Source organism: Acidobacteriota bacterium (assembly GCA_012729555.1).
GTDB lineage: Bacteria > Acidobacteriota > UBA6911 > UBA6911 > UBA6911 > UBA6911.
Genome location: JAAYCX010000012.1, coordinates 161,308 through 186,925 on the forward strand (window position 1 = coordinate 161,308; position 25,618 = coordinate 186,925).

Below are 25,618 nucleotides of genomic sequence, written 5' to 3' on the forward strand. Positions count from 1 at the left end.
CCGGCGGCAAAACAACAAGGAGAGAAAATTTATGAGTCGTGTAATCATCGAGATCTGCGACAAACACCTGGCCTGCGTGGATGTCTGTCCGGTGGACTGCATTCATCCCCTCAAGGACGAGGGGGGGTTTGACGAGTGCACCCAGCTCTACATCAATCCCGACGAATGCATCGATTGCGGAGCCTGTGAAGCCGTCTGCCCGGTCAACGCGATCTTCCCGGAAGAGGAAGTCCCGGAGCCTTCTCAGGCCTCCATCGCCGCCAACCGCGACCATTTCAAGAAATAGCCCCCGGGCTCCGGCCGGCCGTCAGGGGTCTTCCCTTGTCTCTCGGAAACGGGAAGATCCCTTTTCTGGATCCCTGAAATGTTCTCCACCATCGCGCGCAGGATCCGCGGGGAATCCAACGCCCTCTACAGGGTCCGGGACGAGGTACGGGCCTCGGGCCGGCCCGTCGTGGACCTGGTGTCGGGCAACCTCAACGAATGCGGCTACGTCTTCCCCCAGAACCTGCTGGAGGAGATCCTCGTGGAGGCGTCACGCCGCTCCGCCGTCTACCGGCCCGACTCCTTCGGGCAGGCGGCGGCGCGTGAAGCGGTCTCGGAGTTCTACCAGAGGAGCGGCTGCGCCCTCCCGCCCGACTCGATCCTCGTCACCCCCGGGACCAGCCTCGCCTACTGGTACTGCTTCAAACTCCTGGCGGACGAAGGGGACGAAATCCTCTGTCCCCGCCCCTCCTATCCGCTCTTCGACTACATCGCCCTGATGGGCGGCGTGAACCTGGTCCCTTATCGCATGCGGGAAGAGGAGGGGTGGGGCATCGACCTGGAGCACCTGGAAGCCAGCATCTCCACGAGGAGCCGGGCGGTGGTGCTGATCTCCCCCCACAATCCCACCGGCCACGTGGCATCGGCCGGGGAGATCGCGGGGCTCGCCGAAATCGCCCGCCGGCACGACCTGGCCATCATCAGCGACGAGGTGTTCAGCGAGGCCCTCCTTCCGGAAAAGCGATCACTGGCGCCGGCGCCGCTCCCCCGCCCCGCCTCGAGCGGTGCGCCGCTGGTGATCACCCTCAACGGCTTCTCCAAGATGTTCGCCCTGCCGGGGATGAAATTCGGGTGGATGGCCCTGTCGGGGGACCGGGAGAAGGTGCGCCAGGCGCTCCGCTCCCTGGAGCTCATCTCCGACACCTTCCTCCCCGTCAACGAAACCGTCCAGGCGGCGGCGCCCGGCATCTTCCAGCTGGGCAACGCGGTGAGATTCGAATTCGGAATGCGCATCCGGGACTGCTGGCGCCGGACGGAGGCGTTGCTTGCCGCCTGTTCCGGCCGCTGCAGCTATGTCCGGCCGCGGGGAGGGTTTTACGTCGCGCTCGGCATCGGCGACATGGACGAGGAACGGGCCGCGGAAAGGCTCCTTCGCGAAAGGGGCCTCCTGGTCCATCCGGGATGGTTTTACGATATGGACCCGCACCACCTGGTTTTCTGTTTCGTGCAGAAACCGGAAGTGCTCGAGGATTCCATCCCCGGGCTGTTCGAAGCGGACCCCCCGGCGGCCGGCGGCCCGGGACGGTCGGAGCCGGAACCATGAACTATCTGCGCTACCGGTACAGGGGAAAAGTCATGACCGGCGTCGAGGAGAGCGGCGCGGTCCGGGCCCTGCGCATGGGGCCGTGCGACGAATGCGTGGAGACGGACCCACCGGTCGGCCTGGACCAGGTCGAGATCCTGTGCCCCTCCGAACCGACCAAGATCCTCGCCGTGGGGCTGAATTACGGCAGCCACCTCGACCACCATGCCCCGGGGACCTCGGCACCCGCCAGTCCCGAGATCTTTTTCAAACCCCCTTCGGCCCTCCTCCCCCACGGCGGGGTGATCCGGATCCCCCCCGACGCCCACGACGTGCACTACGAGGGGGAACTCGTGATAGTCATCGGGGGGATGGCCCGGCAGGTCTCCCCCGGGGAGGCGGAAAATTACATCCTGGGCTACAGCTGCGGCATCGATGTCAGCGCCCGGATCTGGCAGAAAAACGACCTGCAGTGGTGGCGCGCCAAGGGGTGTGACACCTTCGCCCCCGCGGGACCGGTCGTGGCGGCCAACTTCGACTGGAGAAACGGGGGGATCGAGACCCGGGTCAACGGCGGTGTGGTGCAGTCGGGCCGGTTCAGCGAGTTCCTCTTCGACCCGCCGATGATCGTGAGCTATGCCAGCCGGTACCTGACGCTGATGCCGGGAGACCTCATCTATACCGGGACCCCCGGCGGCACCGGGGCGCTCCACCCGGGGGACCGGGTGGAGGTGGAGATCCCCGGAATCGGGACGCTGTGCAGCAGCGTCGCCGCAGGCGCCTGAAAAAGCCGCGCCTACCGTTCGCCGGGGAGGGCGGCGCCCAGCTTGCGCGCGATCCGGTTCTCGATCCAGTGGCTGTCGCACCATTCGATCGAATCCACGGGAAGCCCCTGCAGGAGCACGCTGAAGTGGAGATGGTCGCCTCCGGCCAGCCCGGTTTCCCCCGTCCTGCCGATGACGTCTCCCCGCGACACCTCCTGCCCCTCCCCGGCATCCATGGACGAAAGGTGCGCGTAGATGCTCTGGAGACCGTACCCGTGGTCGATGACGATGGCGTTGCCGTAAATCCCCAGGTAGCCGGCGAAGAGCACCACTCCCGAGTTGGCCGCGGGAACCGGTGACCGCCTGACCGAAGCCAGGTCATAACCCAGGTGGGTCTGGACGTCCACCTCCCGCCCCTCGTAGAGATAGGACCTCCGCTGGGCGAACGAGGCCGTCGTCTTGCTGTTGGGCATCATCACGAATTCCCCGCGCCAGAGGAAACCGGGGGTGGTCTTCCGCGCCAGGGCCAGGATCGTCTCCTGGTTCGCGTCGCGCATCTCGCGGTTTATGGCCAGGTAGCTCTCGAGCAGGGTCCCCCGCTCCCGGAACTCGGGGGTCCGGGAAACGATCGCCGGCACCACCTTGTCGAGGAAGGGGTCGGAGACCTGGATGGTGTCGGTCCGCAGCGGCCTCGGGAAGAAACGGTCGATGAAACCCGCCTCCGCCGCGTTCCCCGCGGCGTCCTCGGCCACCAGCCGGACCTCGGGCCGGTCCATGTCATAGGGGACGGCAAAGAGCGCGAACCGGTCGTGCGCCCCCCCGCCCGGAAGCGGGAATCCCGGGAACCACCAGGAGCCGGCGCGCACGCCGTCACGCACGGCCGATTCCCCGACGCTGTAAACGACGACTTCGCACCCCCCCTGGCGGACGTAGGTCTGGGACGACCGGACCTGGAGCGACGGTGGAGTCAGGCGGACCGGCAGGGTCAGTTCCTCGACATGGGGATCCGGGTGCCGGAGCCAGGTCGGGGCCCGCTCGCTCGTCACGCGGATGGTCGCTTCCCCCCCGGTCAGGGCGGGAAGGCTCTCGCGGCCGGCGTCGACCCCGATCACATCCCGCACGGTCCCGGATCCCAGGAACGGAATCTGCGAAGCGGGGGTGTAGGCTTTTTCGAACAGCGGCGCGGAATGCTCCCCCTGCACGAGTTCGATCCGGACCCGCGACAGTCCCCTCCGCGGCTCGGCGATCTCGACCGTCACGGGCGTCCTCTTGCCGATGACGCTCATCGCCGGTTGAATACGGACATCGGGTGTTCCCCCGACCCGGAAAATGCCCTGGGCGAGAACGGCCAGAAGGCACGCACAGACGATCAAAGCCACCGGTTTGAGGGAACGCCCTCCTCGCATTGCCGCATCCGCCATGATTTCACAGCCCTCCCCTTGTTTTGACCGGCCCAGTGTACCACTCCTCGGCCCCCGGTTGCAGGGGCGCAGGAGCGAAAGCGCCCGCCCGAAAGCCGCCGCGGTTAAGTTGATTGCTCCAAGCTCTGCAATCAGTGTATGATGGGCCGACAACGCACAAGCGTGCTCTCGGATCAGGTTCTATGCAAGGAGGCAGTGCGATGAAAAAGCTTTCAACGGCGGTTTTTCTCGGCCTGTGGATTTTGGTTTCGCTGGGCTGTTCTTCGACCCCTTCGGGAACGGTGGCGGTCAAGGATCTTCAGGAAAGCATCGCCGACCGGATCGGACAGGAGGTCGTGGTGGTGGGGATGGCGGACACCCGGACTCCCATGGCCTCGTTCAAGATGTTCAAGCTTTCGTCGGGGAACAACTACGTCTGGGCCTCGATCCCGGAAGACGCCGAGGAACCCCCCCAGGGGCTCAAGGTGCGGGTCACCGGGACCGTCCAGCAGAAGGAATTCCCCGCCATGGGGAACGTGTTTTTCATCGAATCGACCAGGGTGGGGATGGAATAGACGCAGCGATCGAATACGGGGGGACAGTCCCGAGACTGTCCCTGCTTCCCGGACCTCAGCGGCTACAGATACCGATCCAGAAACCTCTCAAGGCTCGTCCCGGCCACCGCGGCGTGCTCTCTCCACTGCCGCCAGGTGCGGCCCATTCCCGTGCGCAGGAGGGTTTTCACCCGGTCCCCCACCCCCGAGGAGGGATCGAAGGCGAACGGTTGCAGAAACGTGTCCCGGGCCTCGTCGCTGACCGCCCGGACGCAGCCCAGGCGCACACCGGCGCATGCGGCCACCCTGGCCAGGGCGGCCGTTTCCATGTCCACGATCGAGGCGTGAAACGACCGGAACAGGATCTCCTTGTGCGCAGGGTTCCCCAGAACGTGGGGAGATGTGAGGACCGTCCCGGCCGTCGCCCCGATTCCGGCGGCCGCGGAGAGGAGCGCCTGGGCGTCGGCGAGGTCGAACGTCCCCCCGGCCCGGACCCTGCTCCAGTCCGGGTCCGCCCCGTCGAGGCTGAGTTCGATCGCCCGCGTCGCGGCCACCAGGCTCCCCAGTTTCAGGTCCGGATCGAGCGCCCCGGCGTAGCCCACCACGAGGATCCGCTCGGGACGGACTTTTTCCAGCGCGGCCGCGAGGTTCCGGGCCGCCTTTTCCGGCCCCACGCCCGCCCGCAGGAAGCCCACCGCCCTCCCGTCCCGCGTACCGCGCCGCAGTCGACCGCCCGACGCGCTCTCCAGCCCGCGGCAGAGCCTCATCCCCGCCTTCAGTTCCTCTTCGAGTGCAGCGACCACCAGGAGCATAGGGTTTCAGGATAGGACGGCCGGCGCCGCGAAACAAGCGCCATTCCGCCGCTCCTCCGCCCGCTCCCGCCCGGGATCCTCCGGTGAGAGGAGGGGGGAAGATATATTTGAACCGGCCGCAAATATTGGGGTATAGGTATGATGACAGGGACACGGGCGGAATTCCCCCGTCCCGCAATCCATCAAGTCAAGGGAGGAGAGGAAGGAGACGATGAGGCCCCTCATGTTTTTGCTGCTGATGGCCCTCCTTCCGGGAGTGGCCGTCGCACGCGAAGGATTTGAAAAGGCGAAGGAACACTACGGGAAGGGGGAGTACCGGCAGGCCTCGACCCTGCTCCGGGACCTGGCCCGGTCCGATCCGAAAAACGCCGAGATCCGCTTCTGGCTCTCGCGGACCCACACCCGGCTCCGCGAGTGGAAGGAGGCGGTCCGGGAACTGGAAGAGGCGGTGAAGATCGAGCCGCGCAACGCGCGCTACCATCTCTGGCTCGGACGCGCCTACGGGGACCGGGCCTCCCGGGCGTTTTTCACATCCGCCTTCTCGCTGGCCCGGAAGGTGGTGAGGGAGTTCGAAACCGCCAGGGACCTTGCGCCCGAAGACATCGACGTCCGGTTCGATCTTCTCGAATATTACCTCCAGGCCCCGGGAATCGTGGGCGGGGGGAAGGACAAGGCGGAGGCGGAGGCAAAAGCCATCGCCGGAATCGACCCCGCCAAGAAATTCATCGCCGAGGCGACCCTTCACGTAAAAAACAAGGACTGGGAGAAGGCGGAGACCTCCCTGCTCCGGGCGACCGTCGACTACCCGCACCATACCAGCGCCCACAGGGACCTGGCCGGGTACCGGCTGGACCGGAAGGACTACAGGGGGGCCCTGGATTCCGGCCTGAAGGCCCTCGGCCTGGATCCGAAATCAACAAGCTCGGCGCTCCTGGTGGCATCGGCGCGGGTGAGGCTCGGCGTGCAGCTCGAGGAAGCGGAGCGGAGCCTCGCGGCTCTCGCCGCCGGCCCCCTCCACGACGGGGACCCCTCCCACGAGGAGGTGCACTACTGGATCGGCCAGTGCCTCCTCGCCCGGGGTGAGACCGCCGGGGCGCGCGCGGCGTTCGAGACCGCCCTCCGGTTCAACCCCGAATATTCCAGGGCCAGGGACGCACTGGCGGAAATCAAATAGACTTCCCCGATTGCGGACCTGTTTCCGGAACACACATCCGAGGCGTCAAGTCATGAAGAGATTGTCGGGAACCCTTGTTGTTTTTGCCCTGTGCCTGCCGTGGGCCCACCCTTCCGAAACGCCGGCCGGGACGCGGGCGCTGACGCTGCAGCAGGCCGTCAGCCTGGCCCTGGAGCGCTCCCCGGAGGTGCTGCTCGCCCGGACGCAGGCGCTCCAGGCGGGGGAGTCGGTGCGCGAGAGCCGCTCGCTCGACCGGCCGCAGGTGACCGCGGGAACCGGGCTGGCCTACAACAACGGCTTCCCGCTCAGCATCGAAGGAAGTGCCCCCTCCATATTCAAGATCATCGGGAGCCAGTCCCTCTTCAGCACCAAGAACTCCAACCTCGTCAAGGAGTCGAAGGAGTCCGAGCGCGCGGGCGAGTTCGCCGCCGGGCGCGTCCGGAACGAGGTGGCCGCCCGAACCGCCCTTTGCTACGGCCGGCTGCACCAGGCGCGCAGGGTCCAGGCGCTGGCCGGGCGCCGCCTGGAGGAAGCGCTCAGGCGGCAGGAGGCCACCGAATCGCTGCTCGAGGGGGGGAAGGCGCGCCCCGTCGACGCCGCCGTCGCCCGCACCGCCTCCGCCGCGGCGCGGCAGGACCTGCTGGTCGCCCGGGAGGAGGCGCGCGTGCTCCAGGCCGAGCTGCGGGCCCTGACCGGGACCGCGGACACGGTCTCCATCGAGACCCGTGACCCCCTGGTCCAAAATCCCCTCGAAGGGGAACCGGCCGAAGAGATCTATCGGCGGGCGGTCCGCTCCTCGCCCGGGATCCTCGAGGCCGAGGCCTCCGTCCGGGCCAGGGAATTCCACACGGCCGCGGAGAAGGGGGAGCGCCACCCGCGCATGAACTTCGTCACCGAATACGCCCTGTTCAGCCGCTCCAACAACTACGAGGATTACTACCGGCGCTTCGAGCGGCACAACTACCTCCTGGGGCTGTCGATCGAGGTCCCGCTGTTCACCGGGTCGCGCACGGCCGCCCGCGTCGCCCGGAGCCGGCTCGAGGAGGAGGGGGAACGCCACCGGCTGGAGGGGCTGAAGTCGGACCTGAAGGTGGAGATCGAACGCGCGCTCGGCGCGCTCGAAATCGCCCGCGGGGCGGCGGACCTGGCGCGCCAGGACCTCGAGACGGCCAGGGAGCTGCAGGCGCTGGACGAGGCGCTTTTCGCCGAGGGCCGGGTGAGCGACCAGGAGATGGCCGCCCGCCGGTTCGAGCTGCAGGGGAAGGAGCGCGCCCTCGTCGACGCCGACCACACCCTGGTCGAGCGCCGGATCGAACTGCTGCGCCTGACGGGGACCGCCGCTTCGGCCCTCGCCGAGTAGGGCCCTGCAAATCGGTTTCTCCCCCGCGCCCCGCTTTGGGGTAAGATGGGCCGGCTTGTCCCGTAAAAGGAGGCCCATGGAAACGAGACACAAGCAGATCGTCCGCATCGTCCTGGCTGCCGCCGTCGTCGCCGCCTCGCTGATCGCGTGGCTCCTCTCCACGCCCGCGCCCGGCATGAGCGTAAGCGGGACGCCGCTCGAGTTCGACGCCGCGCGCGCCCTCGGGGCCGCGCATGCGTTCGTGACGCGGAACCCGGACCGGCTCTTCGGCAGCCTCGAGTCCCGGCAGTCAAGCGGCGACCTCATCGACTCTCTCTCCTCGCTCGGCTACGAGGTCGAGTTCCTCCACTTCGACGCGAGGGTCCGAAGCCGCAACCGGGTGGGGCGCAACGTGCTGGCGCTCAAAAAAGGGGAGTCGGACGAGATCGTCGCCATCGTCGCCCATTACGACACCGCCGACACCGCCGTCGAGGGGGGGATGAAAAACGGCGCCGCCGTCGGGGTGCTCCTGGAACTCGCCCGCGTGTTTTCGAAAGCCCCGACCCGCCGGAGCCTCCTTTTCGCCTTTACCGACGGGGGGGAATGGGGGAACGCCGGCGCCGCGGACCTGGCAGCCGGGTATCCGCTGAAGGACCGCATCGCCGCAGTCCTGTCGCTCGACCACGTGGCGGCGGGGGAGCTGGCCGCTTTCCGCCTCGAGGAGACCGGCCAGGTCTCGGGCTTCACCCCCCCGTGGCTGCGCCGCCTGGCGGCGCAGGCCGCCTCCGTGGAGGGTCTGGACGCCAGGGGAGCCTCGCGGCTCGGGGAAACCGTCGACCGGGCGCTGCAGATTTCCAGCGCCGACCAGGGGCCGTTTTTGCGGGAGGGGATCCCGGCCGTCAACCTTGGGAGCGTATCGGCCGACCGCGCCCGGGCGCGGGAACTCTTCCACTCCCCCGGGGACGGGATCGCCAACATCCGGCCCGCGAGCGTGCGCCGCTTCGGCATGGCGGCCGAACGGATCGTGCGCTCCCTGGACGAGGCGCCGGAGATCCCCCGGGAAGCGCCCGACGCCCTTCGCAGCGCGGGAGGGAGGTTTTTGGCCATCCCCTGGGTCCGGGTCATCCAGCTGCTGTGGTTTCTGCCGCTCGGTCCCTTCCTCTGGTGGCAGCTGGCGGGCGCGCGGCCGAAGCTCGACGCCGCCCAGGTCTCGAGAGAGCTCTGGGCCGTCGCGGCCACCTTCCTCCCCTTCCTCGTCCTTTTCCTGGGCGTGCGCCTGACGGGGGCGCTCCGCCTCCTGCCGGTGTACCCTCTCTACCCGGCGACGGCGCGCGACCCCGTCCTGGTCCACCCCGACTGGCGCGTTCTCGGGGCCGTTTTCGGGGCCGCCGCACTCGTCGCCCTCGCCTCCTGGGTGGTGTGCCGGTACGCGCTGAAGGAGTGGCCCGCGCCGCGGTATGCCGCCTCGAAAGCGGTGCTGCTCGTGCTCCTCGTCATCGTCACCGCCCTGGCTTTTGCGCGCAACTCCCACTGGGCATGGATTTTTTTACTGCTCCCCGCCTGGTTGTGGACCCTGATCGGGCGGGCGCCTTCGATGAAGGGGAGGGCCCTGGCGATCGCGGGAATCCTGGCCGGCGCGCTCCCCTCCCTGCTGGTGCTCGGCCGCCACGCGTCCGACCTGTACCTGGGGTGGAACTACGCCTGGTACCACACGCTCGCCCTGCACAACGGCCTCTTCACCCCGGCCGGATACTTCCTGGGAGCGCTCGCGGCGACCCTGGGGATACGGTTTATCGTCATAGGGGGACAGTCACCGGTGTCCACGGAGGGACACCGGTGACTGTCCCCTAGCCCAAGGCGACGTCGAGCGTCATCATGACGGCAAAGCCGAGCATGGCGCCCAGGGTGGCGATATCGGTGTTCTTCTCGGCCTGGGATTCGGGGATCAGCTCCTCGATGACGACGAACATCATGGCCCCGGCGGCAAACGACAGGGCGTAGGGGAGGATCGGGCGCATCACCAGCACCGCGGCGGCGCCCGCCACGCCGGCGATCGGTTCCACGATCCCCGACAGCTGCCCGTACAGGAAGCATTTGCCCCGGGAGAGTCCCTCGCGCCGGAGGGGGACGGCCACGGCCATCCCCTCGGGGAAATTCTGGATGCCGATGCCGAGCGCCAGCACCACCGCGGCGGCGATCGTGGCCGAGGAGAGGCCATAAGCCGCGGCCCCGAAGGCCACCCCCACCGCCAGGCCCTCGGGAATGTTGTGCAGGGTAATGGCCAGCACCAGCAGGACGCTCCTGCGCCACGAGGTGGGGATCCCCTCCGCCTCGTCCAGATCCATGCCCGGGTGCAGGTGCGGCAGCACCCGGTCGACCAGGCGCAGGAAGACGCCGCCGAGGAGGAACCCCACCACCGCGGGGACCCAGGAGAGCGACCCGTTGGTTTCCTCCGCCATTTCGATGGCCGGAGCCAGCAGGGACCAGAAGCTGGCCGCTATCATCACTCCGGCGGCGAACCCCAGCATGGAGTCGAGTACCTTGCGGTTGATGGTCTTGAAAAAGAAGACCACCGAGGCGCCGAGCGCGGTCACGGCCCATGTGAACAGCGTCGCCCACAGGGCCTGAAGCACGGGATGCAGATCCTTGAACCAGTCGATGATACAACCCTCCTGGTAGAATGGGGGGGGAACAGTCACCGGTGTCGCTCCGTGGACACCGGTGACTGTTCCCTAGCGGGCCTGGATCTTCTCGAACTGTTCCCCGATCGTCTTCCTGGCGGTCGCCAGCGCCTGCCGAAGCTCGTCCATCTTTCCGTCGGTCCACTGCACGCCGTCGGCCAGTCCCGCCTGCAGCCTCTCCTCGATGTCTTCCTTGATGTTCTCCACCGAATGCCACAGTTCCCGCTGCACGGCATGAGCCCGGCTCCCGGCGTTCTCGGCCAGGTGACGGATCCTGCGCCTGGTCTTGCGTCCGGACTGCGGAGCGAACAGGAGCGCGATCCCCGCGCCGAGCAGGGCGCCCGCCACCAGGGCGGTGGCGACCTCTTTCCTCGTGTTGTCGTCGGCCATAGCCTCATCCTTTCTCCCCTCCGCGGGCGATCCCGACAGGCCGCCCGTCGAGGGGCTTATGATCATTATGTCCCAGGAAAGGCCGGAAACAAATGGTGCTCTTGCCTTCCGGGGCCCCATCGGGCAACCTACAGGGGAGGGCCTCGAGGACGGGCCTGACGACAAACCAGAGGGTGGATATGCCAATGGAAGCGAAAAAGCGGTGCCCCGAATGCGGATACGGCTCGGATGAGGCCTTTACGCAATGTCCCGCCTGCGCCGCGGATGCGAAACGGGGGCCGGGTTCCCCGAAAAACAAAATCACCCTCATCGTGGTGGTCCTCCTCGCCGTCTGGGGGGCGTGGACCTGGATCGGTCGCGACCCCGGCGCCGGAAAATCGGGGCGCGGGGAGCTCCGGATCAGCACGGGGGAGAGGGTCGACCTCGCCGGCCACCTGGCCGCGGGGCGCCACACGGTCTTTCTCTTCTATGCCGACTGGTGACCCTCCTGCCGCAAAATACTGCCTCAGTTGGAGGCGGCCGACGCGCAATCCGATTTTTTTGAACTGCGGGAGATCGACATCACCGACTGGGACTCTTCCGTGGCCGGCCAGTACAACATCCGCAGCATCCCCCACTGCATGATTTACGGCCGTGACGGCGAGCTGAAGGAATCGGGCCCCGATGTCTGCTGGGCCGTCGTGGAGAACCCGTCGGCCCTGCTGCGGTACTGACCGCATGACGGATTCCCGTTTTAAGGAGTATCCATCATGCCGGGAAACCGGTATCATTACCCCGGATGTCAAAACTTTGGTCTGGAGGAGACAGAGTGTTACAAGTTACCGAAAAAGCGAGTGAGATGATCAAGCTTTATCTCAAGGACAGGACGGACGCTCCGTCCATCCGCCTCATGCTGAACGAGGGGGGTTGATCGGGGCCCTCCGTGGGCATGACTCTGGATGAGTCAACGGAAAACGACACGTCTTTTGAAGAGAACGGAATCACCTTCGTCGTCGACAAGGAATTTCTGGAAAAGATCCAGCCCGTGACGATCGATTTCGTGTCCACCCCCATGGGAGAGGGATTTCAGATCTCCTCCAGCCTGCCGAAACCCGAAGGCGCCTGCGGCTCCTGCGCCGGGTCCTGCAACTCCTGACACGATCTGAAACCACGACACGCCGGCCGGCGCCCGTTACCGGGCGCCGGCCTTTTTTTTCATGGCAGGGTCCCCGCCCTGCCGGGCGTTTCTGCACAGTATTTGTGCTATACTATAACTGTGCATGGAGGGGGCCATGGGAAGGAATCTGACGTTGCGCCTGGATGAAGGCGTGCTCCGGCAGGCGAAGCACGCGGCCGTGGAACAGGACCAGTCGCTGTCCGAGTGGGTCTCGGGATTGATCGCCCACGCGCTTGCCCGAAGAAAACGATCGCAATCGGCCAAAGAAAGCGCCCTGCAGCATATGGACCGGGCCCCTGCCCTCGGCGGCTTCCCCTTGTCGAGAGAGGAATCCCATGAGCGATAAGAGCGTCTTCGTGGATACCAACATCCTCGTATACGCTCATGACCGGGACGCGGGGGACAAGTACCTGGCGGCGAAATCCGCCCTGGCATCGCTGTGGGACCGTCCCCTGCCGCCGAGCATAAGCATCCAGGTTCTGCAGGAGTTTTATGTCAACCTCCTCCGGAAGAGGGTCGAGGGGGGCACCGCCCGGGAGATTGTCCTCAATTATCTTGAATGGGACGTCGTTGAAAACGACCGTGCCCTTCTGCTGGAAGGGATGAGGCTGCGGGACACACTCCACCTGTCCTTCTGGGACGCCCTGATAGTGGCCGCCGCCAGGACGGCGGGAGCAAAGGAACTCTGGAGCGAGGATTTTAACCCCGGTCAGGATCTGGAGGGAATCGTGGTGGTCAATCCCCTGAAATGACCCGGTCCGGAGGACCCTGGTCCGGCCAGGCGGGTCCGGGCAGGGGCGGAAGCTGTCGCGTCATGAGGGCCCGGATGGCCCGGTTGAACCCGTCCGGTTCCGATGCCTCCAGGCGGCGGACCTCCGATGCCGCCTCCTCCATGATGCGGGCGTCCTCCGCCACATCCAGGGGCACCAGCCCGGGATAGGAGCGCTGGATCAGCGCAAACGCCTTCTGCCGCTCCGGGTCGAGGGCCAGGAACCGGTCGATCTCGTCGAGCATGGCCCCCTTGTCCCGGTCCAGCCGGCCGTCCACCTGCATGAGGAGGTTGAGGCTGAAATCTCCGCAGCGGAAATGGGCCGGCATTTCGTCGAGATGCTCCAGGAGCAGCCTGATCTCGGCCACGATTTCCGCATCCGTCATCGGCTCGAAAGCGCCCTCCCGCGTCATCCGCTCGAGCGGCGACAGGGGGTGGATGGCCAGGGTACGCACGCGGACGTAATCGGGGCGGATCCGGTTGAGGATTTTCGCGGTCTCCAGGGCGTGGTCCCGGCTCAGGCGGCGCCCCCCCACTCCCGGCATGATGTACTCGGAAAGCGATATCCCGGAGGAGACCACGTGCAGCCCCCCGGCGAGGATATCGTCGGGGGTGTTCCCCTTTCGGATCAGTTCGAGCACCTCGGCGGAGCCGCTTTCCATCCCCGAATGGATCCGGGTGAGGCCCGCCTCCCTCAGCCGGCCGAGGTCCCCGATGCTCTTCCCTTTCATGGTCCTGGCCCGCGCGTAGGTGGTCACGCGCCGGACCGACGGGAAGCGCATGCGGATATGGCCGATGATGTCGAGCAGCTCGCCGGTGGGCACGACCAGGCTGTCGGCGTCCTGCAGGAAGGCCGATTCGGGGGCGCGGCCGCGGGAGGCATAAAGCTCGGCCATCCGGTCGACGTCCTGCTTGACCTCCTCCACCGGGCGCTTGGAGAATTTGAGCCCCTTGAAGGGGGGGCAGATGTGGCAGCGGTTCCAGGGGCAGTTGCGGGTGACACGCACCAGCAGGCTGCCGGCCTCGTTGGGGGGGCGGATGGCGCCTTGTTCGAACATCATTGCGGACTCCTGTCTCCTTATGGCCGGTCTCCCGTCTCCCGGCGTTCTCAGTTCTCGGCGCAGACGACGCCGCGCAGCACCCGGATGTTGTCCCGGACGTGGCGGCTGTCCTCGGGGGCCGCGGTCCGGGTGAGGTAGGCCTCGAGCGACGCGAGGGCCCGGGCGAAAAGGCCCGTCTGCATGTAGAGGAGGCCGCGGTCCCTGATTTCCGACGGGACCCCCGGGTTCAGCATCAGGATCTTGTCCACGGCCGAGAGGGCCTTCAGGTGCTCTTCCTTCTGGGTGTAGATCGCCTTCAGGTTGTAGAGCATCCGGGTGAGGATCGCCCTGTTTCCCATCGGCTCGAGCAGCGCCGCGTCCACCGTCAGCTCCCCGCCGTGGATCCGGTCGAGCAGTTCCTGGCAGTCGTTGAAGGTGAGGATGCGGCCGCGGTGGAAGGGGTCGATCAGGATGTCCCGGTCCGCCGCCGTGTGCTTGACGAGGAAATGTCCCGGGAGCCCGACCCCGCCGATCGGGAACCCGATGCGGCGGGCGACCTCGATGTAGATGATCGACAGGGAAATCGGGATCCCGAGGCGGCGGTCGAGAACCTCGTTCAGGAAGCTGTTCCGGGGATCGTAATAATCCTCCCCGTTGCCGCCGAGCCCCTCCTGGACAAACAGGACTTCGTTGAGGCCGTCGATGACGGCGGCGGGTTCCCGGCTGTCCCCGATGAGGACCTCCGCACGGGCGGCCAGGATATCCAGGCGCCTCAGGTACCCGTCCGTGTCCAGCCCGGGGTACTCCTCGGCCGCGATGGCGAGGGCCGCCCGGTCCAGGGGGAGGGCGCCGTCATCCAGGGCCGCCATCGCCCCAAAGGCCTGCTGTGCTTTCAGAATGTGGATGATCACCGGGGCCTCGAAAAACTCCATCCGGACCCGGGGAGGATGCCCCCCCGGCCGGACGGTCGCTGCGGGAGGATTCCAGCCCGCCCTTCAGCGGGGGAACACGAGCGGGGAGCGCAACCGGAATTCCAGAATGGTCTCCGCCGGTATCTTCAGGGTCTCCCCCCTGGTAACCACCTGCACCCCGGTGCCGACCGCGGCGCCCGAAGCCGCACCGATGGCCGCTCCCTTCCCCCCCCCCGCGATGGCGCCTATGATGGCGCCGAGCGCCGCGGTTCCTCCCACGGTCGCCGCCGTGCGGTTGCCGCGGGAAGCGCCGACTTCGGTGTAATCGGAGGTATCCAGGAGGTGCGACCGGCCGTCGACGACGAGTTCGATCAGTTCCAGGACGAGTTCGGACCGCCCGGCCAGCTTGCCCGATTCCCGGGCGAAGGCGATGCGGCCCTTCACCAGCGAGCCGCGGGGCGCCACCGTCCGGTCCCCGGAAACCAGCGGGTCCTCCAGGGTGGCCTCGAAAACATCCCCGACGCGGTTACGGTCGGTGTCGATGGCCGAGGTGGTCCGGACGGTCACCGCGGTCCCCTCGGCGAATACCGTCCCGTCCGCCGTCGCGGCCCCGGGGGAAATCGAGGGTTCCGCCGGGCGCCCGGCGGCCGTCGAAGGCGTTTCCCCGGTTTCGACCGGCGGGAGTTCCCCGGTCGCCCGCGCCGCAGCGGGGGCCTCCGCCGGGATGGGCGCAGGCTCCGGTTCACTGAACGTAATCCGGTCGACATCGGCGACCGGGAAGACCTCGAGCCGCCCGAGGACGCGGAATTCCACCGTACGCGCATCCCCGCGCATGAATTTTCCGGAATAGGCGGTACCGTCCCTGAGCACGATCTGGTCGGCCCGGGCGACTCCCCCCAGGAGCATGACCGCCGCGAGATATGGGATAATTATGGATTTCAGCCTCATATGGATCCCCCTCCCTGTAGAAAACCGCGGGCTCACCGCCCATACATCCATGATGAGCCACCCGGCGGCCCGGATGCAACCTGTTCCCCGAAAAAACGCGAACCGCGGGGGGCTAGCCGCGCGGCCTGTTTGGTGGATTCGGCTGCTCTTCCCCCTGGAAACCGTAGCGCAGTACCCTGACCTTGACCATCCTGCGGCCGAACTCGAGGCACTGTTCGTAGCTGGGGATGTAGATATCGATGATTTTGCCCTTGATCAGCGCCCCGGTATCCAGGACCTGGTAGATGCCGCCCATCAGGGGGGAATCGACGTAAATCATGGAACCCAATGGGATAACCCTGGGATCGGCCGCCACGTGCCCGGGGGCCACGTGGATCCCGCTCTTGGTGATCCCGGTGACGCAGTAGGCGGTGGCCTGGAAGGGCTCCATGTCCCGGGAAACCGGCGGGAAATCCGTAAGGCTTTGAGGATTATAAACTTGAGCGTCCACCGTTGGGGAACATTCCCGGCGGGTGACGTGAAGCAGGCATGCGAATCCCGCGATGATGACGATGATGCGGAGGCGGCTCATCCGCCGCCAGCTTACGAAACGTTTTTCCTTCAACATAGTGGTCCTCTCATGCAGGAAGGGGACTATCCCTTTCCGGCGATGGTGTCATGGATCAGCAGCAGGGACTAATGGGGAGGGAAAGAGAGACGTTTGCGCAAGTTGCACAACGGAAAATGATAGGTTTCACAAAACTGTCGCCAAACATGGAAAAAAGGCTACCAGAGGGGGGCGCCGCAAGGCAAATGTTATTTTTCGGGCTGAACCCGGCGGCAGGCGGTGCAACAAGGCGCCTGCCGCCGGCAAAGACATCGGGGCGGCCTCAGTAGAGCTTGAAGAACAGCGTCCTGCCGCGCCCGGTGGCGCCCCCCGTATCCGGATCGAACACCATGACGGGCTTCGGGTCCTTCTCCGCCACCGCGAAGGCGACCCAACCTTCGATCGACCCGCCCGGCTTCACCACCCCGGCCAGGGGCGGCGCGGGCACCTTGACCGGCACCCGCTCGTACTCGGTCAGATCCTCCGAGAGCGCGACCCATTCGAGCGGCGACTCCCCTAGGCTGAAGGTGAGGGTGTCGCTGACGGCCCTCCCCTTCAGCTCGAACCTGACCCGCGCCAGGATATATTCCATCCCCGCCCGGGGTGCCGGGTTGTCCCGATCGGCCGCCCGGAGGCGCTCGAGCGCCGCCGGGCCGCGCACGGTTTCGATCACGGTGACGGCGATGTCGTAGATGTTCGAATAGACCGATCCGAGTTCGACCATGGACCGCACCCGGGAACCGACGGCAGCCGGTTTCGTCGAGGAATTCTCCTGCGCCGCCGCCGGTTTCAGACCGCCTGCGGCCGCCAGCGCCAGGATCCCTGCCACAAACACTGCGAATCTGCTTTTCATAGGTCTCCTCTTCCTATCTCCAGTCATCCACGCTGGCGCTCCCCACATAGCCGAAATCCCCGCCGGACCAGAAGGTGTTCGTGCCCCCTCCCGTGACGACGATTTCAATGGATGTGGAGGTCTCGTTGCTGTCCTTGGACGCCATGAATGCCGGGTTGCGCCCGGCGGCGGCGCCGCGGGTGTAGCGGGAAACGGGAACCACCGCCCCCTCGCCCTGCCGGAGCCAGCCGGCGTAGGGCTGCACCCCCTTTTTCGCCTGCTCCAGCGCCTTCTCGTTCTGGGACCAGTAGAGCCACCCCGGCGTTCCGGTGTTTTCGGCAAGGTATTTAGCGAACGATTCCTTGGTGGGGTGGCCGCTGGCCGCCACGTCCGCCGCGACGATCGGGTCGAGGACGAGGGTGGCCTGGGTCGTGCCGAAGGAGAAGAAATGCTCGAGCCACCCCCGGATGACCTCGTGAATCGGCAGCGGCGAGTACCACGCGATGTCGCTCATGCTCCAGCCGCTGAAGACGCTGACGACGCTGTCCGATTTCTTGAATCCCTTCTGCACGTGAAGCGGCTTCCAGCCCGCCGGCAACCCCGCCTCGTTTTCGGGGAAACAGAGGTTGTTGTAGTTCAGGGGATTCCCCTGACTCCCGAGGTAGGTTTCCCCCGGTTTGCCCGAGCCGCCGAGATTCCTGGAAATCAGGGTCCAGCACCGGCCGATGGCGCTGTTGGCCCGGGATACCGGTCCCATGGCCCCGATCCCCGTGTTCATCCCGATTTCGTCCACGACCGGCCCGTTGACCACGACCATCCGGGCGAAAGACGAAGTGGAACTGAACATCGAGGTGACCCCCTTGCCCGCCAGGGCCAGGATGGTAGGGAAATATTCCGGCTTTGCGCCCGCCATCACGGCGTTCACGGCCACCATCTCGACGGTGTAATACCAGGCTTCGTGCGGGGGGGAGGGGCGCATCTGTCCCACCCACTCGTCCGGCTGGCGGCTCGTGGCCTTCAGCATCTCGGCGACCCTTTCCTCGGTCGGCAGGATGACGGGATTGCCGTCGGTGAACCCCTGCTCGTGGAAATACTCCATGAGCCTGTCGGGGGTGTCGGGCGGCAGGAGCCGCGTCCGCTCCTCCCGCGGGAGAAAACCGGCCTTGCCGTCCTCGGCCGACAGGGGGCGGCTCAGCCCGGCGTATATCTGCCCGAGCATCGGCTGACCCGAGTTGGGATCGTTCCCGGCGATATACTGGCGGCACAGTTCCGCCGGACGGTCGGTGATGGGATGGGGGGTATAGGTGATCCGCATGTTGGGGATCCCCTTCTTGTAGGAGATCGTGGTCACGAGCTCCTTGAAACGCGCCGTGATGATGGGGACCGCGGGAACGCCCATTCTTTCCAGGGTCACTGCGTGGCCGACGACCGCCGGCGAGCAGCTGCTTCAATGCCCCACCAGGACGATGGCCCCAGCGGCCTTCGCCTTGATCTCCTTCCAGAGGTTCGGGTCGTCGTCCATGTAACCGCCGAACTTGTCCTTCAGCACCCAGGTCGTCGCCGGATACTTCGCCTTGAGGGCCGCATGGAGCTCCTCGACAAACGGCTTCGTATTCGGATACTTGGTGTCCACGATGTAGACCGTCTTGCCGTCGAGCGAAGCGGGACGCGCCGCCATCGGAATCTTGCGAATTTCGGGCTTGATCCCCTGGGGGTTCATCACCACTATCCGGTCCGGGTCCGCCGTCCATCCGATCGACGCGGCCGCAGCCGCCACGAGGGCGAGGCCCATTATTTTGACCGCCATGTTTTTCATGCCGCCTACCTCCCGCTGAATGAGTTGGAGCCGCCGCCTCGGATCTCCCCGCGTGGCCCTGGAACCTATTAAAGCACAAACCGGCCCGGTCCTCCCGTCCAAATCGGGGCACCCCGTCGGAAACGGCGCCGCCGGCGCAAAAAGGGATAGCCGATTAGGCCATCGGGCCCCGCGTATGGTATTCTTCCCTGTTTGGTGAAATATGAATTCAAGACGCAATACCTGTGCCACCCCGCCCCCGGTTTGTCATCATGCATGAACTGGGCATCGCCGAGAACATCCTGGAAATTGTCCGGCAGTCGATCCCCGAAGGACTGGCCCGGGACATCCGGAAAATCAGGGTCCGGGTCGGGCGGTTCGCGGGAGTGGTCCCCGATTCGCTCGATTTCTGTTTCGGCGTGATGGCGGGGGAATCGGAAATGCCGGGGGCGGCGCTCCTCATCGAGGAGGTGCCCACGTCCTGCCGCTGCCGGGGGTGCGGACGGGAATTCGAGCTGGAAGAACTGGTGTTCCTCTGCCCCCACTGCGGCGGCTCCGACCTGGAGGTGATTTCGGGCAAGGAACTGGAGGTCGTGGACATCGAACTGGTGGATCATGGCGGTGAGGCCTTATGAGCATAGTGACCATTGAGCGGAAAGTACTCGAAAAGAACGACCAGATCGCCGAGCGGAACCGGCGCTTCTTCCGGGACCGGGGGATCTTCGTCCTGAATCTCGTCAGCAGCCCGGGCGCCGGCAAGACCTCCATCCTGGAAAGGACTTTCGAGCGGCTGCGGGACGGCTGCAGGATGGCCGTCATCGAGGGGGACGTCCAGACCGACCTGGACGCGCAGCGCGTAGCCGAGTACCAGGTCCCCGTGGTCCAGATCGTGACCATGGGGGGCTGCCACCTCGAGGCGGGCCTGGTGGCCGACGCCATGGGGAAGCTGGACCTGGACTCCGTCGACCTGCTCTTCATCGAAAATGTCGGAAACCTGGTCTGCCCTTCCGGCTACGACCTCGGGGAGGCGCTGAAGGTGGTGGTCCTGAGCACGACCGAGGGGGACGACAAACCCCTGAAATACCCGGCGATGTTCCGCAACGCGTCGGTCCTCATCATCAACAAGACCGACCTGGTCCCCTACGTGAACTGCCGGCTCGACGTCCTGCGGGGCAACGCCCTCAAAATCAACCCCGACCTCCGGGTTTTTGAAATATCCTGCCAGACGGGCGCCGGAATCGACGCCTGGTGCGAATGGCTCAGGGGGAAGGGCGCTTCCGGGCAGTGATTCAAAGGATGCGGATCACCATCCAGGGAGCGGTCCAGGGGGTCGGTTTCCGCCCTTTTATCCACAGGCTCGCTTCCGGGATGGGTCTCACCGGATCGGTCCGGAATTCCTCCCAGGGGGTTTTCATCGAAGTCGAAGGGGAGCAGGCGCTGCTCGACTCCTTCCTCCTCCGGATCGAGAGGGAGAAGCCGGAGCTCTCCTCCATCCAGAGCCTGGAATATTCCATCCTCGACCCGGTCTTCTCCCGGGGGTTTGAAATCGGGCCGAGCGCGGCGGCGGGGGAGACGAACGCCCTGATCCTGCCCGACATCGCCACCTGCGACGCCTGCGCCCGCGAAATCATGGACCCCTCCAACCGCCGCTACCGCTACCCGTTCACAAACTGCACGCGCTGCGGTCCGCGCTTCACCATCATCGAATCGCTCCCCTACGACCGGCCCAATACCTCCATGAAGTCGTTCGAGATGTGCCCCCGCTGCCGGGCCGAATACGAGGACCCGGCCGACCGCCGCTTCCACGCCCAGCCGAACGCCTGCCCCGTGTGCGGCCCGCGGCTCGAGCTCGAGGACTCCTCGGGACGGACCGTCGCCGAAGACGGCGGGGCGCTCGAGGCGGCGGCCGGGGCGGTGCTTGGGGGGAAGGTTGTCGCCGTCAAGGGCCTGGGGGGCTTCCACCTCATCGCCGACGCCACCCGGGCCGGATCGGTCGAAACCCTCCGGCAAAGAAAGCACCGGGAGGAGAAGCCCTTCGCCCTCATGTTCCCCTCGCTCGACGCCGTGCGCGCCGAGTGCCTCGTCTCCCCGCTCGAGGAGCGGGTGCTCCGGTCCCCCCAGTCCCCCATCGTCCTGCTCGCGAGAAGAACGGACCTCCCGTCGGCCCTGCCCGAAGGGGTCGCCCCGGGCAACCCCTTCCTGGGGGTGATGCTGCCCTACACGCCGCTGCACCACCTGCTGATGCACGCGATCGGCCGCCCCGTCATCGCCACCAGCGGGAACCTCGCGGACGAACCGATCTGCATCGACGAGGCCGAAGCCCTCGGGCGCCTCGAGGGGATCGCCGATCTCTTTCTCGTGCACGACCGGCCGATCGTGCGGCACGCGGACGATTCCATCGTCCGGATCGTCCTCGGGCGCGAGCTCGTACTGCGCCGTGCCCGCGGCTACGCCCCCCTCCCCTTGCGCCCGCACGGGATCGTTTCCAACATCCTGGCCGTCGGCGGGCACCTGAAAAACACCATCGCCGTCTCCGTCGGCGGGAATGTTTTCCTCAGCCAGCACATCGGGGACCTGGAAACGGCGCAGTCGACCGCGGCCTTTCGCGGGGCGATCGAGAGCTTCCTGCGCCTCTACCCGATGCGGCCGAAGTGGATCGCGGCCGACAGGCATCCCGATTACGCCTCGAGCCGGTACGCCCGGGCGGCCGGCATCCCGCTGATCGAAATCCAGCACCACCACGCCCACGTCGCCGCCTGCATGGCTGAGAACGAACTGGAGGGGGATGTCCTCGGGGTTTGCTGGGACGGCACCGGGTACGGGGAGGACGGCGCCGTCTGGGGGGGGGAATTTCTGCGGACGGAAGGAACCGGGTTCGCCCGGGTGGCCGCGATGCGCCGGTTCCGTCTGCCGGGGGGCGACCGGGCGGTCAGGGAGCCGCGGCGCTCGGCCCTCGGGGTGCTGTACGAGATCCTGGGCAACGCCGTCTTCGGGGAAACCGGTCTCGCGCCGGTCCGGGCCTTCAGCGCGGCCGAACTCCCCGTCCTCGGCACGATGCTGCTCCGGGGGATCCACTCCCCCTGGACGACAAGCGCGGGGCGGCTTTTCGACGCGGTGGCGTCCCTGGCCGGGTTGCGCCAGAGGCTCCGGTTCGAGGGCCAGGCGGCCATGGAGCTGGAGTTCGCCGCGGAGGGGACGGGGGCGGACGCCTACCCCTTCGGGATCCTGGACCCGGAGCGCCCCGGGGGGGGGCCGCTCGGCGTGGACTGGGAACCCCTCATCCGGGCCGTCATCGCCGATGTCCGCGCCTCCGCCCCCCCGGCGAAAATCTCCGGGAGGTTTCACAACTCTCTGGCGGACATCATCGTGGCGGTGGCGCGGAGGGTGGGAGCCCCGTGCATAGCCTTGACCGGGGGGTGCTTCCAAAACAAAATACTGCTGGAGCGGGCCGTGGGGAGGCTGCGCGAGGAGGGGTTCCGCCCCTACTGGCACCAGCGGATTCCGCCCAACGACGGCGGCATCGCACTGGGGCAGATCGCGGCGGCGTCGCGCTCTCTCGGCGCGGGCGAAACCAACGATTCCATCATCGGGGGAGGGGACCATGTGTCTGGCGGTTCCGGGAAAGATTGAGAGCATCGACAGCACCGATCCGGTGTTTCGCAGCGGAAAGGTCAATTTCGGCGGGATCCTCAAGGAGGTCAACCTCGCCTACGTGCCGGAAGCGGACGTAGGGGACTATGTCCTCGTGCACGTCGGGTTCGCCATCAGCACCATAGACGAGGCGCAGGCGGAGGAGACGCTTTCGTACCTCGAGGAGATGGACCGGCTGGCCGGGGTGGATAACCGATGAAGCATATCGACGAATACCGCGACGGGACCGCCGCCCGGGCCTGCGCGGAGGCGATCGGCAGGATCACCACCGGGCCCTGGACGATCATGGAAGTATGCGGCGGACAGACCCATTCCATCGTCAAGTTCGGCATCGACGAGCTGCTCCCCCCCGCCGTCACCCTGGTCCACGGCCCCGGATGCCCCGTATGCGTCACGGCGCTCGAGTATGTCGAAAAGGCGATCGAAATCGCCTCCGTCCCCGGGGTCTGCTTCTGTTCCTTCGGGGACATGCTGCGGGTCCCGGGGATTTCCCGGGACCTTCTCTCGGTCAAAGCGGCGGGAGGGGACGTGCGCATCGTCTACTCGCCCCTCGACGCGCTCCGGCTGGCCGCGGCCCATCCCGACCGCGAGGTCGTGTTCTTTGCCGTGGGGTTCGAGACCACGGCGCCCGCCGTCGCCATGGCCGCCTATCAGGCCGTCCGGCAGGGGGTGCGTAATTTTTCCATGCTGGTGTCCCACGTGCGCGTCCCCCCGGCCATGGAAGCGGTCCTCTCTTCCCCCGGCAACCGGGTCCAGGGTTTTCTGGCGGCGGGTCATGTGTGCGCCGTGATGGGAACGTCCGAATACGGGCCGATCGCCTCCCGCTACCATATCCCCATCGTGGTCACGGGATTCGAACCGGTCGATATCCTGCAGGGGCTCTACATGTGCCTGAGGCAGCTGGAACAGGGGCGGGCGGAGGTGGAAAACCAGTACTCCCGCTCGGTGCGTCCCGAAGGGAACCCCGCCGCCCGGAAGCTGATGGGGGAGATATTCCGGGTGGTCCCGCGCAAGTGGCGCGGGATCGGGGAAATCGCCCGGAGCGGCCTGGGCCTCAGGGAGGAATACGCCTCGCTCGACGCCGAGACCCGGTTCGGCGTCGCCCACCGCACGACCGAGGAGCCGCCGGAGTGCCGGAGCGGCCTGGTCCTGCAGGGGATCCTCAAGCCCCGCGAATGCCCCGAGTTCGGCACCCGCTGCACCCCGGAACACCCCCTGGGAGCGACGATGGTGTCGTCCGAGGGGGCCTGCGCCGCCTACTATCATTACAGGAGAAGAAGAAGCTGATTTCCACCCATCCAGAGGGAGCGATCGTGAAGACCGGTAACTCGTTTGTCTGTCCCATACCCATTCGACAGTATCCCCAGGTGCTGCTGGCCCACGGCGGAGGGGGCACCCTGACGCACCAGCTGATCGAAAAGATGTTTCTCCCCGCCTTCGGCAACCCCCTTCTGGGCGCCCGGCACGACGGGGCGGTCTTCGACCCGCCGGAGGGCCGGATGGCGTTCACGACCGACTCCTACGTGGTCCGCCCCCTCTTTTTCCCCGGCGGCGACATCGGCACCCTTGCGGTCAACGGCACCGTGAACGACCTGGCGATGTGCGGCGCCCGCCCGCTCTACCTGAGCGCCGGCTTCATCATCGAGGAGGGGCTCCCGATGGACACCCTCTGGAGGGTGGTCCGGTCGATGAAACGGGCGGCCGACGACGCCGGGGTCCAGATCGTCACGGGGGACACCAAGGTCGTGGACCGCGGGAAGGGGGACGGGATCTTCATCAATACGGCGGGGGTCGGCGCCGTCCCTCCCGGCCGCGCCATCTCCCCCTCGGCGGTGCGGGAGGGGGACCGGATCCTGCTCAGCGGGGATATCGGCCGGCACGGGATCGCCATCATGGCCGTCCGCGAGGGGCTGGAGTTCGAAACCACCATCACGAGCGACTGCGCCCCGCTCGCCGGGATCGTGGAGTCGCTCTGCGAGGCCGGGATCGACATCCACTGCATGCGCGACCTCACCCGGGGCGGGCTGGCCAGCACGCTGGTGGAAATCGCCGAAGCCACCGCCCTGCAGTGCGAAATCGAGGAGGTGTCGGTGCCCATCCGGGAAGAGGTCCGCGCGGCGTGCGAGATCCTGGGGTTCGACCCCCTCTATGTGGCCAACGAGGGACGCTTTGCCGCCTTCGTCCCCGCGGAACAGGCCGAAAGGGCCGTCGACCTGATGCGGCGGCACCCCCTGGGAGCCGGCGCCGCCGTCATCGGGACGGTGAAGGCGGGGAGCCCGGGACTGGCCACACTCCGCAGCCTCATCGGGGCCACCCGCGTCATCGACATGCTCAGCGGCGAGCAGCTCCCCCGGATCTGCTGAGCCGGGGGGCGGTGCGGGAGGGCATCATCCGTCTCAATCGCTCGAATTCGGCCCGGTCCTGAAACAGGCGGATGCCCGCAATCCCCCTGGCCCCGGCATCCATGACGCTGCCGAGCCTTTCCGGCTTCATCCCCCCGAGCGCGAAGACCGGGAGCGAGGTCGCGGCACAGGCCCGGTCGAGGAAACCGAGCCCCAGGATTGGGCCCATCCCCTCCTTGGAGGGGGTCGAAAAGAGGTGCCCGGCGAGGATATAGTCGGCGCCCGCGGCAGACGCCTTCCGGACCTCGGCCAGCGAATGGACCGAAACGCCGATCAGGAAACCTTCAGGGCTCCATCCCCTCACGTCCGCGGCCCCGAGCCCCGAGGAGGGGAGGTGCACTCCGCCGGCGCCCGCGGCCAGGGCGATGTCGGCCCTGCCGTTGACCAGGACCCGGCACCCGGTGCCGCGGGCCATGGCCACGATCTTCCGCACGAGCGCGTACAGCTCGCGGTCCGGCAGGTCCTTCTCACGGACCTGGATGAAGTCCACCCCCCAGGCGAGCGCCCGCCGGACGCAGAGGGCGAAGGAGCGCCCGTCGAGCCGGCGCCGGTCGGTGATGTAATAGAAGAGCGGGCGCTCAGCGCGAAAACAACCCATGGGACGCGCTCCTCCAGTGAAGGACTTCGTGGAAGCCGATCAGGATGCTGTCGACCCCCAGCCCCAGCACCGCCCCCTTGAAGAAGGGGTTGGTGACGACGGGCTCGATCTGCGGGCAGAGGTAGAGCACGAGGTTGTTGTCCCAGATACCCAGCCAGGGGAGCAGCAGCAGGGCCACGCCGACTTCCAGCGAATAGAGGATGTAGATGACGTTGAAGATTCTGGCGGTCATTCGCACTCGCGGCCTAT

Annotated in this window: 31 protein-coding genes; 18 read left to right on the top strand and 13 right to left on the bottom strand. The window is 66.8% G+C overall.

The features are described from left to right. Positions 1 to 31: 31 nt before the first annotated feature. The 3 genes from GXY47_03655 (at position 32) to GXY47_03665 (ending at position 2,352) form a co-directional block, all read left to right on the top strand. Entirely contained in the window at positions 32 to 286 is a 255-nt protein-coding gene (locus GXY47_03655; GenBank protein ID NLV30228.1) for a ferredoxin family protein, read from the top strand. A gap of 78 nt (positions 287 to 364) precedes the next feature. Beyond that, positions 365 to 1,588 carry a pyridoxal phosphate-dependent aminotransferase gene (locus GXY47_03660; GenBank protein NLV30229.1) on the top strand — a complete coding sequence of 408 codons (1,224 nt, stop codon included), beginning with the start codon at positions 365 to 367 and terminating at the stop codon, positions 1,586 to 1,588. After that, the gene (locus tag GXY47_03665) at positions 1,585 to 2,352 is read left to right on the top strand and encodes a fumarylacetoacetate hydrolase family protein (protein ID NLV30230.1); all 768 of its coding nucleotides are present in this window, start codon (positions 1,585 to 1,587) and stop codon (positions 2,350 to 2,352) included. The genes GXY47_03660 and GXY47_03665 overlap by 4 nt, the downstream gene beginning before the upstream one ends. An 11-nt stretch (positions 2,353 to 2,363) precedes the next feature. Here the strand turns inward: GXY47_03665 and GXY47_03670 are convergent, their stop codons facing one another. After that, positions 2,364 to 3,752 carry a M23 family metallopeptidase gene (locus GXY47_03670; GenBank protein ID NLV30231.1) on the bottom strand — a complete coding sequence of 463 codons (1,389 nt, stop codon included), beginning with the start codon at positions 3,750 to 3,752 and terminating at the stop codon, positions 2,364 to 2,366. A gap of 200 nt (positions 3,753 to 3,952) precedes the next feature. Here GXY47_03670 and GXY47_03675 point away from each other — a divergent pair, with 200 nt between their 5' ends. Continuing rightward, on the top strand, positions 3,953 to 4,306 hold the full coding sequence (locus tag GXY47_03675) for a hypothetical protein (GenBank protein ID NLV30232.1): 354 nt from the start codon (positions 3,953 to 3,955) through the stop codon (positions 4,304 to 4,306). A 62-nt stretch (positions 4,307 to 4,368) separates the two neighbouring features. Here GXY47_03675 and GXY47_03680 read toward each other — a convergent pair whose 3' ends face one another. Beyond that, positions 4,369 to 5,097, bottom strand: coding sequence for a hypothetical protein (locus GXY47_03680; protein ID NLV30233.1), 729 nt, complete (start codon positions 5,095 to 5,097; stop codon positions 4,369 to 4,371). Positions 5,098 to 5,320: 223 nt separating this feature from the next. Between GXY47_03680 and GXY47_03685 the strand changes: the two genes are divergently transcribed. The 3 genes from GXY47_03685 to GXY47_03695 all read left to right on the top strand — a co-directional run bounded on the left by GXY47_03685 (position 5,321) and on the right by GXY47_03695 (position 9,450). After that, positions 5,321 to 6,271, top strand: coding sequence for a tetratricopeptide repeat protein (locus GXY47_03685; protein ID NLV30234.1), 951 nt, complete (start codon positions 5,321 to 5,323; stop codon positions 6,269 to 6,271). Positions 6,272 to 6,323: 52 nt separating this feature from the next. Continuing rightward, on the top strand, positions 6,324 to 7,631 hold the full coding sequence (locus GXY47_03690; protein NLV30235.1) for a TolC family protein: 1,308 nt from the start codon (positions 6,324 to 6,326) through the stop codon (positions 7,629 to 7,631). Between the two features lie 76 nt (positions 7,632 to 7,707). Next, complete coding sequence (locus GXY47_03695) at positions 7,708 to 9,450, top strand: Zn-dependent exopeptidase M28 (protein ID NLV30236.1); 1,743 nt, start codon at positions 7,708 to 7,710, stop codon at positions 9,448 to 9,450. Positions 9,451 to 9,457: 7 nt separating this feature from the next. Here GXY47_03695 and GXY47_03700 read toward each other — a convergent pair whose 3' ends face one another. Continuing rightward, positions 9,458 to 10,270: a ZIP family metal transporter gene (locus tag GXY47_03700; protein ID NLV30237.1), complete on the bottom strand. Its 813-nt coding sequence runs from the start codon at positions 10,268 to 10,270 to the stop codon at positions 9,458 to 9,460. A gap of 72 nt (positions 10,271 to 10,342) precedes the next feature. After that, on the bottom strand, positions 10,343 to 10,681 hold the full coding sequence (locus GXY47_03705) for a YtxH domain-containing protein (GenBank protein ID NLV30238.1): 339 nt from the start codon (positions 10,679 to 10,681) through the stop codon (positions 10,343 to 10,345). Between the two features lie 185 nt (positions 10,682 to 10,866). Here GXY47_03705 and GXY47_03710 point away from each other — a divergent pair, with 185 nt between their 5' ends. From GXY47_03710 to GXY47_03730, 5 genes are all read left to right on the top strand, one after another. After that, positions 10,867 to 11,163 (top strand): hypothetical protein, encoded by a 297-nt coding sequence (locus GXY47_03710; GenBank protein NLV30239.1) that lies wholly within the window; start codon positions 10,867 to 10,869, stop codon positions 11,161 to 11,163. Between the two features lie 27 nt (positions 11,164 to 11,190). Beyond that, complete coding sequence (locus tag GXY47_03715; GenBank protein NLV30240.1) at positions 11,191 to 11,394, top strand: thioredoxin; 204 nt, start codon at positions 11,191 to 11,193, stop codon at positions 11,392 to 11,394. 215 nt (positions 11,395 to 11,609) lie between these two features. Further along, entirely contained in the window at positions 11,610 to 11,816 is a 207-nt protein-coding gene (locus GXY47_03720) for a hypothetical protein (GenBank protein NLV30241.1), read from the top strand. 136 nt (positions 11,817 to 11,952) lie between these two features. Continuing rightward, on the top strand, positions 11,953 to 12,183 hold the full coding sequence (locus tag GXY47_03725) for a hypothetical protein (protein NLV30242.1): 231 nt from the start codon (positions 11,953 to 11,955) through the stop codon (positions 12,181 to 12,183). After that, entirely contained in the window at positions 12,173 to 12,589 is a 417-nt protein-coding gene (locus GXY47_03730; GenBank protein NLV30243.1) for a PIN domain-containing protein, read from the top strand. Before GXY47_03725 ends, GXY47_03730 begins: the two co-directional genes overlap by 11 nt. Here the strand turns inward: GXY47_03730 and GXY47_03735 are convergent. The 7 genes from GXY47_03735 to GXY47_03765 all read right to left on the bottom strand — a co-directional run bounded on the left by GXY47_03735 (position 12,573) and on the right by GXY47_03765 (position 18,739). Beyond that, positions 12,573 to 13,667, bottom strand: coding sequence for a radical SAM protein (locus tag GXY47_03735; GenBank protein NLV30244.1), 1,095 nt, complete (start codon positions 13,665 to 13,667; stop codon positions 12,573 to 12,575). The two genes, GXY47_03730 and GXY47_03735, sit on opposite strands and share 17 nt — an antisense overlap. Positions 13,668 to 13,714: 47 nt before the next feature. Continuing rightward, positions 13,715 to 14,578 (bottom strand): tetratricopeptide repeat protein, encoded by an 864-nt coding sequence (locus GXY47_03740; protein NLV30245.1) that lies wholly within the window; start codon positions 14,576 to 14,578, stop codon positions 13,715 to 13,717. Between the two features lie 63 nt (positions 14,579 to 14,641). Further along, positions 14,642 to 15,505: a hypothetical protein gene (locus tag GXY47_03745; protein ID NLV30246.1), complete on the bottom strand. Its 864-nt coding sequence runs from the start codon at positions 15,503 to 15,505 to the stop codon at positions 14,642 to 14,644. A gap of 112 nt (positions 15,506 to 15,617) precedes the next feature. Further along, on the bottom strand, positions 15,618 to 16,112 hold the full coding sequence (locus tag GXY47_03750) for a hypothetical protein (GenBank protein ID NLV30247.1): 495 nt from the start codon (positions 16,110 to 16,112) through the stop codon (positions 15,618 to 15,620). 262 nt (positions 16,113 to 16,374) lie between these two features. Beyond that, positions 16,375 to 16,944, bottom strand: coding sequence for a hypothetical protein (locus GXY47_03755; GenBank protein ID NLV30248.1), 570 nt, complete (start codon positions 16,942 to 16,944; stop codon positions 16,375 to 16,377). Between the two features lie 13 nt (positions 16,945 to 16,957). Next, on the bottom strand, positions 16,958 to 18,322 hold the full coding sequence (locus GXY47_03760; protein NLV30249.1) for a hypothetical protein: 1,365 nt from the start codon (positions 18,320 to 18,322) through the stop codon (positions 16,958 to 16,960). 48 nt (positions 18,323 to 18,370) lie between these two features. After that, positions 18,371 to 18,739 (bottom strand): hypothetical protein, encoded by a 369-nt coding sequence (locus GXY47_03765; protein ID NLV30250.1) that lies wholly within the window; start codon positions 18,737 to 18,739, stop codon positions 18,371 to 18,373. Between the two features lie 251 nt (positions 18,740 to 18,990). Between GXY47_03765 and hypA the strand changes: the two genes are divergently transcribed. Genes hypA through hypE form a run of 6 tightly spaced genes read left to right on the top strand, consistent with a single transcriptional unit; the run spans position 18,991 to position 24,732 of the window. Further along, positions 18,991 to 19,353, top strand: a complete 363-nt coding sequence (gene hypA / locus GXY47_03770) for a hydrogenase maturation nickel metallochaperone HypA (GenBank protein ID NLV30251.1) — start codon at positions 18,991 to 18,993, stop codon at positions 19,351 to 19,353. Beyond that, positions 19,350 to 20,006 (top strand): hydrogenase nickel incorporation protein HypB, encoded by a 657-nt coding sequence (gene hypB / locus GXY47_03775; GenBank protein NLV30252.1) that lies wholly within the window; start codon positions 19,350 to 19,352, stop codon positions 20,004 to 20,006. The genes hypA and hypB overlap by 4 nt, the downstream gene beginning before the upstream one ends. Then, complete coding sequence (hypF, locus tag GXY47_03780; GenBank protein ID NLV30253.1) at positions 19,973 to 22,348, top strand: carbamoyltransferase HypF; 2,376 nt, start codon at positions 19,973 to 19,975, stop codon at positions 22,346 to 22,348. The genes hypB and hypF overlap by 34 nt, the downstream gene beginning before the upstream one ends. Then, positions 22,320 to 22,568: a HypC/HybG/HupF family hydrogenase formation chaperone gene (locus tag GXY47_03785; GenBank protein NLV30254.1), complete on the top strand. Its 249-nt coding sequence runs from the start codon at positions 22,320 to 22,322 to the stop codon at positions 22,566 to 22,568. Before hypF ends, GXY47_03785 begins: the two co-directional genes overlap by 29 nt. Beyond that, positions 22,565 to 23,656, top strand: a complete 1,092-nt coding sequence (hypD, locus tag GXY47_03790; protein NLV30255.1) for a hydrogenase formation protein HypD — start codon at positions 22,565 to 22,567, stop codon at positions 23,654 to 23,656. The genes GXY47_03785 and hypD overlap by 4 nt, the downstream gene beginning before the upstream one ends. Then, the gene (gene hypE, locus GXY47_03795; protein NLV30256.1) at positions 23,545 to 24,732 is read left to right on the top strand and encodes a hydrogenase expression/formation protein HypE; all 1,188 of its coding nucleotides are present in this window, start codon (positions 23,545 to 23,547) and stop codon (positions 24,730 to 24,732) included. The genes hypD and hypE overlap by 112 nt, the downstream gene beginning before the upstream one ends. Here the strand turns inward: hypE and GXY47_03800 are convergent. Together GXY47_03800 and GXY47_03805 are read right to left on the bottom strand one after the other, a co-directional pair. After that, a complete protein-coding gene (locus GXY47_03800; GenBank protein ID NLV30257.1) occupies positions 24,701 to 25,369 on the bottom strand; it encodes a thiamine phosphate synthase in 669 nt (222 codons plus the stop codon). The genes hypE and GXY47_03800 overlap by 32 nt on opposite strands. Beyond that, positions 25,350 to 25,601, bottom strand: a complete 252-nt coding sequence (locus GXY47_03805; GenBank protein NLV30258.1) for a hypothetical protein — start codon at positions 25,599 to 25,601, stop codon at positions 25,350 to 25,352. The genes GXY47_03800 and GXY47_03805 overlap by 20 nt, the downstream gene beginning before the upstream one ends. Positions 25,602 to 25,618 lie beyond the last annotated feature (17 nt).